General features: G+C 54.4%; 16 protein-coding genes. 15 read left to right on the plus strand and 1 reads right to left on the minus strand.

Going from position 1 to position 15,627, the window contains the following annotated elements:
• Positions 1–81: 81 nt before the first annotated feature.
• The 8 genes from BR04_RS04605 to BR04_RS04640 all read left to right on the plus strand — a co-directional run bounded on the left by BR04_RS04605 (position 82) and on the right by BR04_RS04640 (position 5,225).
• On the plus strand, positions 82–300 hold the full coding sequence (locus BR04_RS04605) for a hypothetical protein (RefSeq protein ID WP_496354821.1): 219 nt from the start codon (positions 82–84) through the stop codon (positions 298–300).
• 81 nt (positions 301–381) lie between these two features.
• Entirely contained in the window at positions 382–762 is a 381-nt protein-coding gene (locus tag BR04_RS04610) for a desulfoferrodoxin (protein WP_496354822.1), read from the plus strand.
• A gap of 58 nt (positions 763–820) precedes the next feature.
• Complete coding sequence (locus BR04_RS04615; protein WP_496354823.1) at positions 821–976, plus strand: rubredoxin-like domain-containing protein; 156 nt, start codon at positions 821–823, stop codon at positions 974–976.
• Positions 977–1,060: 84 nt separating this feature from the next.
• On the plus strand, positions 1,061–2,389 hold the full coding sequence (locus tag BR04_RS04620; RefSeq protein WP_496354824.1) for a cytochrome ubiquinol oxidase subunit I: 1,329 nt from the start codon (positions 1,061–1,063) through the stop codon (positions 2,387–2,389).
• Positions 2,390–2,431: 42 nt separating this feature from the next.
• Entirely contained in the window at positions 2,432–3,448 is a 1,017-nt protein-coding gene (gene cydB / locus BR04_RS04625) for a cytochrome d ubiquinol oxidase subunit II (protein ID WP_496354825.1), read from the plus strand.
• 130 nt (positions 3,449–3,578) lie between these two features.
• The gene (rd, locus tag BR04_RS04630; protein WP_496354826.1) at positions 3,579–3,734 is read left to right on the plus strand and encodes a rubredoxin; all 156 of its coding nucleotides are present in this window, start codon (positions 3,579–3,581) and stop codon (positions 3,732–3,734) included.
• A gap of 94 nt (positions 3,735–3,828) precedes the next feature.
• Positions 3,829–5,031 (plus strand): FprA family A-type flavoprotein, encoded by a 1,203-nt coding sequence (locus BR04_RS04635; protein ID WP_496354827.1) that lies wholly within the window; start codon positions 3,829–3,831, stop codon positions 5,029–5,031.
• Positions 5,031–5,225 (plus strand): ferredoxin, encoded by a 195-nt coding sequence (locus BR04_RS04640; protein WP_496354828.1) that lies wholly within the window; start codon positions 5,031–5,033, stop codon positions 5,223–5,225. Before BR04_RS04635 ends, BR04_RS04640 begins: the two co-directional genes overlap by 1 nt.
• A gap of 93 nt (positions 5,226–5,318) precedes the next feature.
• Here the strand turns inward: BR04_RS04640 and BR04_RS04645 are convergent, their stop codons facing one another.
• The gene (locus BR04_RS04645; RefSeq protein WP_496354829.1) at positions 5,319–6,866 is read right to left on the minus strand and encodes a hypothetical protein; all 1,548 of its coding nucleotides are present in this window, start codon (positions 6,864–6,866) and stop codon (positions 5,319–5,321) included.
• A 198-nt stretch (positions 6,867–7,064) separates the two neighbouring features.
• Between BR04_RS04645 and BR04_RS04650 the strand changes: the two genes are divergently transcribed.
• The 7 genes from BR04_RS04650 (at position 7,065) to BR04_RS04680 (ending at position 15,609) form a co-directional block, all read left to right on the plus strand.
• On the plus strand, positions 7,065–7,412 hold the full coding sequence (locus BR04_RS04650) for a cytoplasmic protein (protein ID WP_496354830.1): 348 nt from the start codon (positions 7,065–7,067) through the stop codon (positions 7,410–7,412).
• 40 nt (positions 7,413–7,452) lie between these two features.
• Positions 7,453–8,124: a DVU0298 family protein gene (locus tag BR04_RS04655; protein ID WP_496354831.1), complete on the plus strand. Its 672-nt coding sequence runs from the start codon at positions 7,453–7,455 to the stop codon at positions 8,122–8,124.
• Between the two features lie 19 nt (positions 8,125–8,143).
• Complete coding sequence (locus tag BR04_RS04660) at positions 8,144–8,815, plus strand: ABC transporter ATP-binding protein (protein WP_496354832.1); 672 nt, start codon at positions 8,144–8,146, stop codon at positions 8,813–8,815.
• Positions 8,799–11,297 (plus strand): ABC transporter permease, encoded by a 2,499-nt coding sequence (locus BR04_RS04665; RefSeq protein WP_496354833.1) that lies wholly within the window; start codon positions 8,799–8,801, stop codon positions 11,295–11,297. The genes BR04_RS04660 and BR04_RS04665 overlap by 17 nt, the downstream gene beginning before the upstream one ends.
• A gap of 74 nt (positions 11,298–11,371) precedes the next feature.
• Positions 11,372–12,046: an arylesterase gene (locus BR04_RS04670; RefSeq protein WP_496354834.1), complete on the plus strand. Its 675-nt coding sequence runs from the start codon at positions 11,372–11,374 to the stop codon at positions 12,044–12,046.
• A 366-nt stretch (positions 12,047–12,412) separates the two neighbouring features.
• Positions 12,413–13,270, plus strand: coding sequence for a hypothetical protein (locus BR04_RS04675; RefSeq protein WP_496354835.1), 858 nt, complete (start codon positions 12,413–12,415; stop codon positions 13,268–13,270).
• 17 nt (positions 13,271–13,287) lie between these two features.
• On the plus strand, positions 13,288–15,609 hold the full coding sequence (locus tag BR04_RS04680; RefSeq protein ID WP_496354836.1) for a hypothetical protein: 2,322 nt from the start codon (positions 13,288–13,290) through the stop codon (positions 15,607–15,609).
• Positions 15,610–15,627: the final 18 nt, after the last annotated feature.

Genomic DNA, 15,627 nt, shown 5'->3' on the forward strand with positions numbered 1-15,627 from the left:
CTTCGTATTGCAAGTCGGTGCAGGCGTGTTACAGTAACCCCCATACAGGCAGCCCCGTTCAAGGGGCGGCGGAGACATACCGTGAAAGCATGCAACAGCAATATTGAAAAGACTCTGTCTCTTGCCCAGGAAATGCTCTCCCTCGCCGATCAGGGAGATGCGGATCGGGAGGATGTGGGCTGCGGTGTCCTTTATGGTATCCTGAGGGATGCGGGGTATAAACTGAAGCAGCTTGCGGAAAAGGAAAAGGCGGCCCATATGGCCAGGGGCATATGGCCGGAAGGATCGCATCCGGATTGACGGGATGGTTCATGTGAACCGACTGTTCCGCTAAGGTAGTTTATTTTTGAAATCCTAATGTTAAAAAAAGGAGATTTTTTCATGGTGGCAAGACTGGACGTATATCGCTGTGATCTCTGTGGCAATGTGGTGGAAGTGATGCATGGGGGGGCTGGTGCTCTGGTCTGCTGTGGTCAGCCCATGGTGCATCTGACGGAAAATACCGTGGATGCGGCCAAGGAAAAGCATGTGCCCGTGATTGAACGTATCCCTGGTGGTGTGAAGGTGGTGGTTGGCAGTGTGGAACATCCCATGCTGGAGAAACACTATATCGAATGGATTGAGGTCATCGCCGATAACCGGGTGTACCGCAAGGATCTCAATCCGGGCGAAAAACCCGAAGCGACCTTCATGATTGAGGCGGAAAAGATTGTGGTTCGGGAATACTGCAATCTTCATGGCGTATGGAAAGCGGAAGACTAGACAGGTTTTGCGAAAAGAGTGTTGTGTATCAACTTCTTAAACGAGGAAAGGATGCCCGATGAGCCAATGGAAATGCAGCAGCTGCGGCTATCAGATGGAGGCGGAGACCCCGCCTGAGGAATGTCCGTCCTGTAAAAAAACCTGCGAATTTCTCGATAACACCTGTTATACGCCGGACTGCGAGGGTGCCGGCAAGGATGACAGGATTCGCTAATGGGTCGGAGCTTCGGGTTTTCCCGGAACCGGCAAGGGGCTGCGGCATGGGATGCCGCAGCCCGTCTCTTAAGGAGGAGACGCCATGGATGTTGTCTTGCTTTCCCGGTTGCAGTTTGCGGCAACCACCATGTTCCACTTTCTTTTTGTCCCCCTTACTCTGGGCCTTTCCATCCTGGTGGCATGGATGGAAACCCGCTATGCCCGGACAGGGGACGAAACCTACCTGCGCATGACGAAATTCTGGGGAAAACTTTTTCTCATCAACTTTGCCGTAGGCGTGGTTACGGGAATTACCCTGGAATTTCAGTTTGGCACCAACTGGTCCCAGTATTCCGCTTATGTGGGGGATATTTTCGGCTCCCTTCTCGCCATTGAAGCCACGGCCGCCTTTTTTCTGGAATCCACCTTCATCGGTATCTGGATTTTCGGGTGGAAGCGTCTTTCCGTCAAGGTTCATGCAGGGGTGATGTGGATGGTGGCCATTGCGGGCAATGTGTCCGCCATCTGGATCCTCATTGCCAACGCCTGGATGCAGCATCCCGTGGGCTATACTCTCCGGGAATCCTTCAGGGGACAGCGGGCTGAAATTACGGATTTCATGGCGGTGATCACCCAGAAATTCGCCTGGCTCACCATCATGCATACCCTTTCGGCCAGTCTCGTGCTGGCCTGTTTTTTTGTCATGGGTATCAGCGCCTGGCACCTTCTGAAAAAACAGCATGAAGAGGTCTTTACCCGCTCTTTCCGCATGGCCCTCATTCCCGGTCTCATTTTTTCCCTTTTTGTGGCCATTCAGGGTGATTTTCATGCCGTGGATGTGGCCCATACCCAGCCAGCCAAAATGGCGGCCATGGAATTTCACTGGGAAACCCAGCCCAGCGCACCGAGCTATGTCTTTGCCTGGCCCGATCCCGAAGGGGAGAAAAACAGCATTGAGATCGGCAGGATTCCCGGTCTTCTGAGCTTTCTCATCCACCATGATTTCTCCACCCCGGTCATTGGCTTAAAGGATATCCCCAAGGATGAGCGTCCGCCCATTGCCCTGGTGGGCATGGCCTTCCGGGTGATGGTGGGGCTTGGAGCCTATTTCATTTTTGCCTGTGCCCTGGGCTGGCTTTTCAGAAACCGTCTCATGGAAAAACCCTGGTATCTCAAGATGATGCTCTTATCCATTCCCCTGCCCTACATCGCCACCCAGGCCGGATGGCTGGTCACGGAGGTGGGACGTCAGCCCTGGATTGTCTATGGGCTCATGAAAACCACGGATGCCGTTTCTCCGGTTTCCGGCGGGCAGGTGCTTACCAGCCTCATTGCCTTTATTGTGGTGTATGGGCTGCTGGGGCTTGCCGGATTCACCATGATCGCCAAAAAAGCCATGAAAGGGCCGGATCTGCCCAAGGCGGAGGCCTGATAAACAACGCCGCCGACTGTGCGGATCGGGAGGATATTATCTATGGAACTGCAGGTCATTTGGTTTTTTCTCTGGGGCTTGCTCTGGGCGGCCTTTTTTATGACAGACGGTTTTGATCTCGGGGTGGGCACCCTTTATCCCTTTCTGGGCAGGGACGAGACGGACAAGCGCAAGATGATCAACGCCATCGGCCCTCTCTGGGATGGCAACGAAGTCTGGCTGATTACCGCAGGCGGGGTGACCTTCGCCGCCTTTCCCCAGGTGTATGCCACCATGTTTTCCAGCTTGTACACCCCGCTGATGTTCATTCTTTTCGGGCTTATCCTCCGGGGGGTCAGTTTTGAATTCCGGGGGCTTTCCGACAGTGTTCTGTGGAAAAAGACCTGGGATGTCTGCATTTTTGTGGGAAGCTTTGCTCCAGCCCTTCTTTTTGGTGTGGCCTTTGCCAATATCTTCATGGGGCTTCCCATTGACGGGAACGGCATTCTCCACGGCAACCTCTTCACCCTCCTCAACCCCTACGGCATCTTGGGCGGTCTGCTCTTTGTTTTGCTCTTCATGCAGCACGGGGCTTTGTGGCTCTGCATCCGCACCGGTGAGGCCCTTCAGGAAAGAGCCCTCCGTACGGCCCGTATGCTCTGGCCCGTCGTGCTGCTGGTGCTGGCGGTTTTTGTGGTGGCAAGCGCATTCTACACGGATCTTTTTGCTAACTATCTTGCAACCCCCGTCTTCTTTGCGGTGCCTGTTCTGGCCGTCTGTGCCTTTGTCGGAGTACGGATCCTCCTTGGCAGAGCCCGGTATTTTGCCGCCTGGGGCATGAGTGCTGCGGGGATTGTGGCCACCACCTTCTTTGGAGTGATCGGTCTTTTTCCCAATCTTTTTCCCTCCAGTCTGGATCCGGCGTACAGTCTCAGCGCCCTAAACGCTTCTTCAAGCCCCCTGACGCTGACCATCATGCTCTGGGTGGTGGTCTTTCTCGTGCCCCTTGTCATTGCCTATCAGGCCTGGGCCTACTACACCTTCCGCTTTAAGGTGGAAAAGGAAGAATTTACCTATTAAGGTGCTTTTGTCGTGAGGCGTTTTTGTTTCACGGTTCGGAAGATGGTTTTCCATGGGGCGTACGGGGAAGGAATGGGGCCTCTTGTTCCGGTTGTGGAAACCAGGTTCACTCAATATGAAGGAGAAAAACATGAAATACGTATGTGAGGTGTGCGGCTGGGAATACGATCCTGCGGAAGGGGACAGCGAAGGCGGCATTGCTCCGGGCACGGCCTTTGCCGATCTGCCCGAAGACTGGGTCTGCCCCGTATGCGGTGCGGAAAAAGACCAGTTCACCGCCGCCTGATTGTCTGTCCCATAAAAGAAGCCGGGAGGCACCTTTACAGGTGTCCCGGCTTTTTTACCCGTTCCCGCCTTTGATTCGGATAAGGAAAATTACGATGCGACCTGTTGAAATTGCACCCAATATTTTTGAGGTGGGCGTCCGGGACTGGAATGTCCGGGATTTCCATGGTTACGCGACACCTCTTGGTACAACCTATAATGCCTTTCTCATCCGGGGCGAAACCAATGTGCTCATCGATACGGTGAAGGCGGAGTTTGCCGAAGAACTTCTTGCCAATATCCGTGCGGTGATGGATCCCAAAGACATTGATGTGGTGGTGAGCAACCATACGGAGATGGATCATTCCGGCGCGCTGCCCCGGATTATGGGAGTGGTAGGGGAGGAAAAACCCCTCTATTGTTCCAAAATGGGAGCCAAAAACCTGGCCCGCCATTTCCGCCAGAAGTGGAACCTCAAGGAGGTGGCCTCCGGCGAGGAGCTTTCCATCGGGCCTTCCCGCACCCTCATGTTTCTTGAAACGCGGATGCTGCACTGGCCGGATTCCATGTTCACCTATCTGAAGGAAGAGGGCATCCTCTTTTCCAGTGATGCCTTTGGACAGCACTATGCGGGCAGTGAGATGTTCGATGATCAGATGGAGGCCGCCGGGCTGCTTTTCCATGCCAAAACCTATTATGCCAATATCCTGCTGCCCTTTTCCGCCCTTATCGGCAAGCTTTTAAAATCCGTTCAGGATATGGGGCTGACTTTAAACATGATCTGTCCGGATCATGGCATTCTCTGGCGTAAAAACCCTTCCGTGATTCTTGACGCCTATGAGCGATGGAGTCGTCAGGAGACCCTGGACAAGGCCGTGGTACTTTACGACACCATGTGGCATTCCACGGAAATGATGGCGGACGCCATTGTGAGCGGGCTTGCGGATGCGGGGGTCAGCCAGGTGCGGCCCATCAGTGTGCGCAAATCCCACAGATCGGACATCATGACGGAAGTGATGGATGCAAAGGCGGTTCTGGTAGGATCTCCTACCCTGAACAACCAGATTTTTCCCGCCCTCATGGATGTGCTGACGTATATGAAGGGGCTGAAACCCCAGGGAAAAATTGCGGCTGCCTTTGGTTCCTACGGCTGGAGTGGGGAAGCGGTGAAACTGCTCAATGCCGAGCTTTCCGCCATGGGCTTTGAACTGCCCGAAGAGGGGCTGCGGGTGCAGTATGTTCCGGAGCATGAGCAGCTGATGCTCTGCCATGAGCTGGGAAAACGCATGGGGCTCAGAATTCTGGGCAAGGAGGCCTGATGGCTGTGTATGCGGCGGAAGTGGATCTGGTGACCTGCATTCGTTGCGGTATCTGTGTGGAACTCTGTCCCGAGGTTTTCGGGTGGAGTGCTACGGGGTTTGTGGTGGTGCGGGAAAGTGAGGGGGTGCCTCCCTGTCTCTTTGAAGCGATCCGCAACTGCCCTTCGGATTGTATTCAGGAGCGTCAGGACTGAGTTGCCCCCCTGTTTTTTTCTGTCCCTGCGGAGGGGGAAGCCTGCGGACGGATTTTCTTCCGGTCCGCAGGCCGATTCCCGGATACTTCGGGGTTAAAAATTCATTACCAGAGAAGCACCAAACTCTGAGGCTTTCTCCATATAGAAGTTTTTGCCGTATAGAAATTTCAGTCCCACATGCTTGTTGATGGGGATCTGAAGTCCGCCCGTCGCCCTGAGAAGCCCGTGATCCCGGAGATTGTCTTCCGGATCCGGGGAGGTGGGCCTGGGAAAGTTATGAATGCTTTTTCCCAGTTTTTCGTGGTGGATGTCGTGGTACCCCGCACCGATATCCAGACCAGCAAAGGGGATAATGGGGAAGAGTCCGAAGAAATGCAGGGGCCGCTCCTGAGCGCCAAGGGCGGAAAGCTGGAAGAGAAAGCTGATATAGGCTTCCATGGTAAGGGAGTCTTCCGTGGCGTCGGCCCTTCCGTAGGCGGCTCCAAGGCCCATCCTCAGAAAACGGAAATTTTTGTAGCCCGCCAGAGTGACTTTATGGATATTGTGCAGATCCTTGAAATCTGAGCCTGCAGTGGAAAAAAGATACCCCAGCTCAACGCTTTTGCCTTTGGTAAACACCTCCGCCATGGTTTTCAGGCTGTCCATTTCTTTATTGGTATAGAGGTAAACCTTTTCACGGGCTTTCAGTCCGGGTTTGAGGGCGATGCTTCCCTGATTTTTCTCCTCCCCCAGTGTTACGGTGTAGGCAACGCTGCCTTCGCAGCGGTCAAGGATTTTTTCCTTACCCGCCGTCCAGGGTGCACCGTCAATGGTAACGGACGCTCTGGGCTGGTTGGATGTGAGGGTGAGTGCGGGAAGGGGTTCCGGAGTGACATGGAGAACCTGATCCTTTTTATCTTCCAGGAGAAAACTTCCGGTGACAGGGCAGTGGCCTGTGGCATTTACCCGATAATGATGGGTTCCTGGGGGCAGATAGATTTCTTCTCCGATTTTTGCACTTTTCCCGTTGAGGATGAGGCCTGCACTGGCAAGACCACTGCGGATCACAACAGACTGTTCGAAAAGGGTGGCGCTCAGATCTGTCAGTTCTTTTTTCTGTTTCAGGAGTCTGTCATGGGATTTTTTTTCCCGGAGTTCCGCACCAAAGAGGGTGGCAAAATTGCTTGCCGTTTCAATGTCGCCAATCCAGGCGGTCAGGGTGCGTTTTTTTTCTTTTAAATCTTTGGGGAGCTTCTCCGGGCTGTAGCTGCGTGTCTGCTCAAGGAGGGACGCCGCATAGGCGATGAGGTCGCTGCGCTGTACCTGAAGGCAGATGGCATCTTTCTGATCCGGAGAGGGAACCGTTTTGATATTGACCAGGTCAAGGCGGACTTTCTGACGGGATTCAAAGGTTTTTTCTGAGGAAAATTCCGGTGCGCTGAACCATCCTGAAAGAAAGGACGTGTCATTTTCCCGGACGCTTTGCCGGGTATGGCTGTCACTTTGGATTGTGATCTGGATCTGTTCTGCAAGCTCTTTCAGTGCGGCTTCCCTGGTGGGGGCGCATTGTGTCCAGACCTCTTTTTTTTCTGCGGAGGCAGCTGTTGCGGGAGAACAAAACAGAAACAGGGAGAAAGCGAAAAGAAAGAAAGTTCGGGACATGCGACCTCCTTGAAAATGTTGCCATTCTGGCAGGTGTGCTGGCGTATGGGACATGAAAACAGGAAGCAAATGCTTTTTTAATTTTTTTTGGATAAGAATACAAGGCGCATATTGGCCGTGACCGGGGCCGTGAAACAGGCTTTCCGGATCATGGAACAGCAAGAGTGGCTTTTCGTACAAGAACCCGGAGGAAACAATATGCAGAAAACAGCACTTTTTGTTTTTAATGGTGATCCCCTGTGTTTCATCCATGTACTGCTCAATGGCCTGGACATGCACGAAAGGGGAGATGAGGTGGCGCTGGTACTGGAAGGTGCTTCCACAGCCCTTGTTCCAGAACTGGAAAAGGAAGGCCATCCCCTCCATGTCCTGTGGAAGAAGGCTCTGGATGCGGATATTGTGGCCGGGGTGTGCAAGGCCTGTGCTGCGAAAATGAAAACTCTGGATGCGGCAAAAAAAGCGGGACTTTCCCTGCTGGATGACATGCAGGGGCATCCCTCCATTGCGGCTTTCCGGGATGGCGGCTATCGGGTACTGATCTTCTGATACATGGCGGGGGCTGACAGGGGCTGGGCAAGGAGAGTTTATGGATCGCAAGATGCTGAAAACCCATGTTTTTTCCTGCCTGAGGCTGGAAGATTCCCAGGCCATGGAGCAGGCCCTGCAACGGCTTCCCGGTCGTCGGGTTGCGGGCCCGCTCATGGGAGCTTTCTGCCATGGAGAGCTGGCTGTCCGCTGGCATGGCATTCAGGGGCTGGGGGCGGTGTGTGAGGGGATGTTTCCCGAAGATTCCGAAGGTGTACGCAGGATCATGCGCAGGCTGATCTGGATGCTGAACGACGAATCCGGTGGTATCGGCTGGGGCTGCGCTGAAGCTCTGGGGGAGATCATGGCCCGGATTCCCCGTATGGCGGATGACTATCACAGGATACTGTGTTCTTACGCGAATCCCGGAGGCACGTATCTGGAAAATCCCCTGTTGCAGCCAGGGCTTTTGTGGGGACTGGCGCGTCTGGGGCAGGCATCGCCCGGTTCTGTCCGGGATATGGCAGGGTCTCTTTCCGTTTACCTGGAAAAGAACAGGCCGGAGATTCTGGTTCCGGCCCTTCTTCTCTGTCGCTTTCTCTGCCATCATGTCCGTCCGGACATACTGGAAAAGCTTTTGGACGATAAGAGACGGCTTTCTTTTTACTGGGAGGGTCGGTTCAGATGTATGGACATCGGGATACTTGCCCGTGAGATCCGGGATATCCTGTGAGCTTTTCTCTGGAGGATGTATGATTCTGGCCCAGAACCTTGAAAAATCCTACACGGTGGATGGCCGAAGGCTTTCCGTTGTCCGTCCCCTCACTCTCCATATCCGCACCGGAGAGTTTGTCGCCATACAGGGCCGCAGCGGTTCGGGGAAAACCACCCTGCTGACCCTGCTTTCCGGTCTGGACACCCCCACGGCGGGAAGGCTGGTGCTGGATGGTGAAGATATCACGGACTGGCCTGAATCCCGTATGGCGGCCTTCCGGAATGGCAGGATCGGGTTTGTTTTTCAGGACTTTCATCTGATTCCCGGCATGACAGCCTTTGAAAATGTTCTTTTTCCTGCGGAACTGGCAAAGGAACCCAAGGCTCCTTTCCGGGCGGAGATCCTTTTGCGGCAGGTGGGACTGTGGGAGCGCAGGGGGCATCTGCCCCGCCAGCTTTCCGGCGGCGAGCAGCAGCGGGTGGCCATCTGCCGGGCTGTGGTGAACCGGCCCAAGATTATTTTTGCCGATGAACCCACGGGGAACCTGGATTCAGCGGCAGCTGAAGAGGTGATGGCCCTCCTCATCGATCTGCAACAGCGGGAAGGGGCGACCCTGGTGGTGGTGACCCACAGCCGGGAAGTGGCGGAAAGGGCGGATCGGCGTATCCTTCTGTCCGACGGAGAGGTGCGCCATGACAGCGCTCTTTAGGATGTGGGGGCCCGTACGTGCGGAATGGCGGCATGCACCGAAAACCGCTTTGCTGTTTTTTGTCTGTGTGGCCCTTTCCGTGGCGGCCTTTTCCGGTGTGGAGACCCTGCGCGTGGCCGCAGACCGCATGCTGCAACGGGAGGCCAAAAGCTTTATTGCAGCGGATATGGAGCTGCGTTCCGCCTTTGCCCTTTCGTCTCCCCTTTTGGACAGGGCAGCGATGCTGGAAGCAGAGGGGCGTATCCGAACGGCCTTTGTCACGGAACTTCTGGCCATGGCCCTTCCCGAAGAAGGAAGACCCGCCCTGGTGGCGGTCAAGGCCGTTTCATCGGGCTATCCCTTTTACGGGCAGGTACGGCTGCGATCCGGACGTCCCCTGCATGAAGTGCTGGAAAAGGGAACCCTGCTTGGGGATCCCATGGCTCTGAGACGCATGGGGGTGAAAAGCGGTGCAAAAATCCGTCTGGGAGACGGGGATTTTGTGGTGAAGGATGCGGTACTGGCTGAGCCGGATCGGCCCCTTGACATGGGGGGGCTGGCGCCCCGGGTTTTTATTCATCATGAAGATCTGGAGGGGACGGGCCTTGCGGTAACGGGAAGCCGGGTACGCTACCGCCTGCTGGTGGGGCTTCATGCGGAGAAAGACAAAGCTCTGGTGCAGCGTCAGCTTTCCGAGGTGCTGGTTCCCGGCAGTGAAGAGCTGCGTACCTATGAGGACACGGGTTCCCGTGCCCTGCGCTGGCTGGACAATCTTTTCTATTACCTGCGTCTTTGTGGAATCGGTATTCTGGTCTTGTCCGGTTTCGGTATCCGGGGCAGTCTTGTGGCCTTATGGATGCGTAAGGAAAGGGGGGTGGCCCTGATGAAGGTTCTGGGTGCCGGACCCTGGCGGGTGGGATGCCATATGGCCTTCTTTCTCCTGAGCCTTGTGATCCCCGCTCTGCTTCTGGGCTGGTTGGTGGGGTTCGGGCTGGCCCTTCTCATGGAATCCCTGATGACGGATCTTTTGCCAAGGGGGTTGAATATCCGTCTTTCCCCGGACACCCTGCTCAGGACCCTTGGCGTTGGCGGCGGGTTTACCCTGCTGTTTTCCATCCTTCCCTTCAGCCGCATGGTGCGCACTCCGCCGGTGAGGATTCTGCAACAGGGTGGGGGAGAGCAGCGTGCAGGATGGATGGCCCAGAGTCTTTTCTGGGCCGGGGTGGTTTTTCTTGTCTTTCTTGCGGGCCGGATGCTCCAGCAGGCTGGGGGCAGCCGTATGCCGATTCTGATCCTGCTGTTTTTTTTCGGTTTCACCGTGCTCTGTGCCTGGCTGCTGGTTGCTCTGGCCCGTCGTTTTCCTGCCAGGGGAGCCCGTCACCGGGTGGTGATGCAGGCTTTGAGGCGACCCGGAGCAACCCCCGTGGCCACAGTGGCTTCCATGGCCCTTGCTACGGGTATGGTGCTGGCTCTGGTACTGATGGAGCGCAACCTCACCCGGCTTTTTCTTGACGCTTTTCCGGAAAAGACTCCGAGTTTGTATGTCATTGACATCCAGCCGCATCAGAAAAAAACGGTGGAAGCCTTTGTGGGGCCGGAAGCCCTCTTTTTTCCCATGGTACGGGCCAGGGTTGTGGGCGTGAACGGAACCCCCATAGATGCGGGGGAGGAAAGGAAAAAAAGGGGGGACAATCTGGGACGGGAGTTCAGCCTTACCTGGCACGGAGCCATGGAAGATGAAAGCCTTGTGGAAGGGGCCTCTCTTTTCCGGGAGGACGGGGATATGCCTCAGGTATCCATTCTGGACTATATTCGGGCGACCTACCCCTTACGTCTTGGGGATCACATCACCTTCCGCATTCAGGGGGTTGAGATGACGGCTGTGGTCAGCAGTGTGCGTAAACGTAAAGATGGCAGCCTGAGGCCCTTTTTTGTTTTTAATTTTATGGAAAAAGACCTTGCAGACGCGCCCCATACCTTTTTTGCCGCCCTGTCTGCGGACAGGGACAGTCAGGAAATCCTGGAACGTCAGCTTGCGGAGCGTTTTTCCAATATCCGCATGATTGATGTGCGGGATATGATTGAGCGCCATGCAGATCTCGCCCGGCAGATGGCAGGACTGCTTCAGGCCTTTTCCTTTGCGGCCTTTGTTGCAGGGCTTCTGGTCTGGCTCGGGGGACTTGCCGCCACGGCGGCCCAGCGGGCAAGAGATGCTGTACTGCTGCGCATTGTGGGCGCGGATCATCGCTTTCTTCTGGAAACGGGTATTCTTGAGACCGGTATTCAGGGGGGCATTGCCATGATTCTGGGGATGCTGATTGCAGAAGGCCTGGCCGCCTTTGTGGTGATCAGGGGGTTCGGGCTTTCCTATGATCCGGAGATTCCCCTGCTGGTGGGGCTTGGGGTCTTTGCCTTTGCACTGATTGTGCTGCTGGGACTGGGAGCGGCCCTGCCTTCCATGGGGACGCGGCCTGCGGATGCGGTGCGGGCCCATCAGGGCTGAAGAAAACTGGGCAGCGGAATTTTTTTCGCCTGTCATACTGGCGATCCGTGACGATTTTTTAAGGAGGGCTTTGGATGAAACGGTCTTTTGTCTGTCTCTGCCTTTGTTTTTTGCTGTTTTTTTCCTGTGAGCGCAAGCCCGAAGCCGAGATCCGTGAGCAGGCCTCTTCTGCGGGCCGTTTTATTCTTGTTGCCATGGGAGACAGCCTTACGGAAGGTCTTGGGGTCTTGCCCGAGGCCTCCTATCCGGCACGGCTGGAGGCGGTGTTGCAGGAAAGGGGCTGGCCTGTGACCGTGATCAATGCCGGGGTGAGCGGAGAGACTTCCGCAGGTGCCCTTTCCAGGGCAGACTGGATTGTGCAGCGTCTGAAGCCTGACCTGGTGTTGCTTGTTACCGGTGCCAATGATGGCCTGCGCCGTCTGGATGTTCCTGCCATGGAGGAGAACATTCGCAATCTGTTGAATCGCTTTGAAGAAGCGGGGATTCCTGTGATCCTCGGCGGTATGCGTATGTTTTTTAACCTGGGCCCCGCCTATGTCCGGGAGTTTGAGGCGGTCTACCCCCGGCTTGCCCAGGAAAAGAAAGTTGATCTCATCCCCTTTTTTCTCGATGGTGTGGCTGCCGTGCCTTCCATGAACCGATCCGACGGAATTCATCCCAATGCCGCAGGCTATGAGGAGATTGTGCGGCGTATTCTTCCCCATGTGGAAAAAAGTCTGCAAAAGCTGGGACTGGCGCCGGAAATCTGATCCCCTTTTTGGATTCGGGACTGCTTTTGGGGGTGGCGGGGAAGACGGGAGTGCCTATCCGCCGCCTTGAATCCTGAGGAGAAACGGCGTTCGGGGAACGCATCCTGTTCTTCATCGTCTTCCAATCTTGTTTCCTTTCTGATTTTATGCCATACCTATGACCGTATCCACGGTATTCGAGCGTCTCGCATGACTATCCTTTTCCCTGTTTCCATTGGAAGAAAGCGTCTTTTCAGTGGCTGCTGTTTTCTGAAGAATCCTGTCTGTAGCGGGAGTTTTCAATAAAGGTGCGGGACTGTGGATGGAAGACCTGGTTCCGGGAATCATGGAGAAGGTGAACCAACAAGGAAGACAAAGGAGGACAGTATGATGAAGAGGACATGGTGGGTGGTCTGTTTGCTTGCGTCCATGATATTGGGCGGGGCAACAGGGGCATGGGCAGGAAGCCGGGAGGCCTCCTTCGCTCTTTTTAAGCGTTCCATTTCTCCTGTGTATAACTGGGGAGAAAATGGTCTGCTGACCGTTCCCAAAGCCGTCACCCTGGGAAAGGGCAATTTTTATCTGGCAGGATCCGCCCAGGATGCCGGCAGAATTGAAGGCGATGACCTCTATCTCACCGCCCTCACGCTGATGGCGGGAACCTCGGATGATGTGGAGCTGGGATACACCCGCCGTCAGTTTGTCTGGGACAACCTGGACAAGACGGATCTTGAGATGGACACCTTTCATTTCAAGGCCAGAATCTTTCACATGACCGACTATTTTGTCCCCCAGCTGGCTTTGGGTATCCACGCCGTTTCCCTGGAGGACAACGAGTTTTCATCCCATAAGGAAATTCTGTTCAACCCCTACCTTTCTGCCACCATCCAGATTCCCCTTGGAACGGAAAAGGCACTGTTCTCTGTAACCGGTGTGGCGGAAGTACTGTACAACGAAGGAGAGAGCGGAGAAGTTTTCTACAGTGCGGGTGCGGATCTGGGCTTGTGGGAGACCCTTTATCTTATTGCCGAAGTGCAGGGCATCAACCGTAAAGATGAAGATCATATCGTGAATTTCGGGGCCAAACTGAAATCCGGCTGGTTCAGTCTCGGTCTTGGTCTTGTCAATGCCCTGGAAGAGAAGGCGGCTGAGGTCAAGGAGGACAAGGAAGACGATCTGTACTGGATCGGGTATGCGGCCATTGAGATTCCATTGGGAAAAATGCTTGGTGAAAAAAGCGAGTAAGAAAGGACGGGTGAGCTATGCAGACTGCGAGAAATCTTGTGTGGGCACTGGTGCTGGTGTCCATGACTTTTTTTATGAGCGCTTGTGATACCAGACCCCTGCTCGGGGATAAACTGGTTACCCTGTACAACTCAGAATTGCAGGAAACCAAAACCTTTTCTCCTCTGGACACCCTGTATGTCCGGGTGGCGGGCCTTGCCAAGGAAAAACAGTATGCGGTTTCCGTACTGGATGCCCAGGGCCGGGAGATCAGCCGTATTGAAGTGGAGGCGGATGAAAAGGGACTCATTGATCAGGTACCCCTCTGGTACGATATGGGACTGTATCGGGAAACCGCAGGCAAGCCCCCTGTACTGCGCAAGGTGGGGGGAGTGGACATAGAAGCCTTTTATGTCCGGGTGAAAAGCCTGACCGATGATCAGACGGATTTCCGGCATCCCATGTGGGTTCGGTTTAAAAAAGACCCGAACCAGACCACCAATCCCAAGCCCGTTGTGTATGCGGCTTACCTCAATTCCGAAGATGGAAAATTTTATCCGGAAAATGCCTTTGAAGAGAGCGGCAGCCGGAAAGCGGATGGCCTTACCCCCAGTGACAAGACCCAGGTGTATGTAGAAGCGCAGCGCATTCCTGCCAAGGTGGGACGCCGGGACATCACAAATGTGGATTTTTACATCCTTCCCTTCACGGGAGCGATGCTTGAAAATGGTGCTGTACTGAACAGCGATATTTTCAAAACCGTGGAAGTCAAGACGGATGCGGCAGGTGCCCGTGTTGTGGAGGGTGAGCTGCTCTGGGATCTGAATGTGGGACCCAAGCGTATCAATCCCAATGAAGATACCATGGCGTATATGATTGTGATGGATGTGGATCAGAACGGTATTTTTGATCTGGGAATTGATACGACCCGTGATGGCATGGTGGATGACTACATTGACGGTATTGATGGCATGGGGGCGCCGGGTTTCATTGTGCTGAACACGCCTGCAAACGATGTGTTCATTACAATCAGGGATGAAGCTGGCAATGCCGTGAATGCCATCCCTGAACAGAACAATGAAAAGCGGCTTTTCTTCAATATGGAGAACATTGTTTTCCCGCAGCAGAATCCTCCCCTTGCGGGCAATAAGATCGGGCTGCTTCTGAGGAATCCTGCCAATGCGCTGATCCTGAAGCAACAGGGGATTCCCGTACAGCCCGCAGCAGGTCTGCGTCTGCTTCCTTTTGTGGAAAAAGTGGAGTTTCTGAATACGAGAACCACGAATAAAGACAGCTATACGTATCCGGGTATGAAACTGGGAGCAGATCTGCCCTTGGATCTGATTGTGGATCTGGACGATGACGGTGTTGTGGGTGCAGGGGACATGGTGCTGCCAGGAGCGGTTCGTATTCTTTATGTAGAGCCTCTTCCCGAGTATGCGACCTGTTCTGATGCTGCCGGAAATGCTCCCACACAGTTTTTTGATGAATCCAATACCCCCGATGGCAAGACTGTGGTGTATCTGAACGTGAAGAATATGCCTCTGGGTGCGGAACCTTATGATATTCATGTTGTCCGGCATCGGGAAACCTGGACATCGGGGGACTATATTGCGGATCGTAAGCTTTCCGTTCGGAATCAGTCTGGAACCGGTGTTTTTAAGATCTGGGATCTCAACGGTGATTACAAGGTGATCAATCCCAAACCTGAAGACAGTGGGTATGGCATCATCATAGACCGGAATCGCAATGGTATTTTTGATGGAAGTGACAAGGCTCTTGGTATTGTAATCCTGAATACCCAGGCCAATGGTTTTCCCCGTGTTGCTTACGCGAATATTGCTTCCGGCGGGGTTTTTGGGAACACCAGGCAACAGCACTGGACGGTTTATTCGGAATACTGTGATTACAGGGATGTGTTCCAGGCCCATGGCAGAGATACGAACTCCAGAGGGGGGGGCTATGGCGTGAAGGCTGTCTTTAACCCCTACTTCAGATGGTTTGGTAATCCCAATCCCGTTGAAGCCATTGAAGGGATATACAATGGTAAGTATGTGGATGTGTATATCCTGGATGCCACGACCTTTGATCTTACCCGGTACGGTCATCCCGATGAACTGAACAATACGGTGGATGTCCGGGGGCGTAAATCCACGGTGGCTGTGCAGCCGTCCTGTTACAACGGGGCTGGCATGATGACCATCTGGCGTGCGCCCATGAAGGCTGGAAAATATTATGTGATCGTGGATGTGAACCGCAACGGACGCATTGATGAGGGGGTTGATATCATCGATGCGGTGAATCAGCAGGGCAGAAAAATTGTGGATGACGCCAAAATTGTGGGCTTCTCCGTGGAATAAGCTGAGGGGGTTGTCCTA

This window comes from Desulfobotulus sapovorans DSM 2055 (assembly GCF_059569355.1).

Excerpts from the sequence above, each read along its gene's own strand:
- BR04_RS04610 (WP_496354822.1), top strand. The coding sequence starts at position 382 with ATGGTGGCAAGACTGGACGTATATCGCTGTGATCTCTGTGGCAATGTG.
- BR04_RS04615 (WP_496354823.1), top strand. The coding sequence starts at position 821 with ATGAGCCAATGGAAATGCAGCAGCTGCGGCTATCAGATGGAGGCGGAG.
- BR04_RS04620 (WP_496354824.1), top strand. The coding sequence starts at position 1,061 with ATGGATGTTGTCTTGCTTTCCCGGTTGCAGTTTGCGGCAACCACCATG.
- cydB (WP_496354825.1), top strand. The coding sequence starts at position 2,432 with ATGGAACTGCAGGTCATTTGGTTTTTTCTCTGGGGCTTGCTCTGGGCG.
- rd (WP_496354826.1), top strand. The coding sequence starts at position 3,579 with ATGAAATACGTATGTGAGGTGTGCGGCTGGGAATACGATCCTGCGGAA.
- BR04_RS04635 (WP_496354827.1), top strand. The coding sequence starts at position 3,829 with ATGCGACCTGTTGAAATTGCACCCAATATTTTTGAGGTGGGCGTCCGG.
- BR04_RS04640 (WP_496354828.1), top strand. The coding sequence starts at position 5,031 with ATGGCTGTGTATGCGGCGGAAGTGGATCTGGTGACCTGCATTCGTTGC.
- BR04_RS04645 (WP_496354829.1), bottom strand. The coding sequence starts at position 6,866 with ATGTCCCGAACTTTCTTTCTTTTCGCTTTCTCCCTGTTTCTGTTTTGT.
- BR04_RS04650 (WP_496354830.1), top strand. The coding sequence starts at position 7,065 with ATGCAGAAAACAGCACTTTTTGTTTTTAATGGTGATCCCCTGTGTTTC.
- BR04_RS04655 (WP_496354831.1), top strand. The coding sequence starts at position 7,453 with ATGGATCGCAAGATGCTGAAAACCCATGTTTTTTCCTGCCTGAGGCTG.
- BR04_RS04660 (WP_496354832.1), top strand. The coding sequence starts at position 8,144 with ATGATTCTGGCCCAGAACCTTGAAAAATCCTACACGGTGGATGGCCGA.
- BR04_RS04665 (WP_496354833.1), top strand. The coding sequence starts at position 8,799 with ATGACAGCGCTCTTTAGGATGTGGGGGCCCGTACGTGCGGAATGGCGG.
- BR04_RS04670 (WP_496354834.1), top strand. The coding sequence starts at position 11,372 with ATGAAACGGTCTTTTGTCTGTCTCTGCCTTTGTTTTTTGCTGTTTTTT.
- BR04_RS04675 (WP_496354835.1), top strand. The coding sequence starts at position 12,413 with ATGATGAAGAGGACATGGTGGGTGGTCTGTTTGCTTGCGTCCATGATA.
- BR04_RS04680 (WP_496354836.1), top strand. The coding sequence starts at position 13,288 with ATGCAGACTGCGAGAAATCTTGTGTGGGCACTGGTGCTGGTGTCCATG.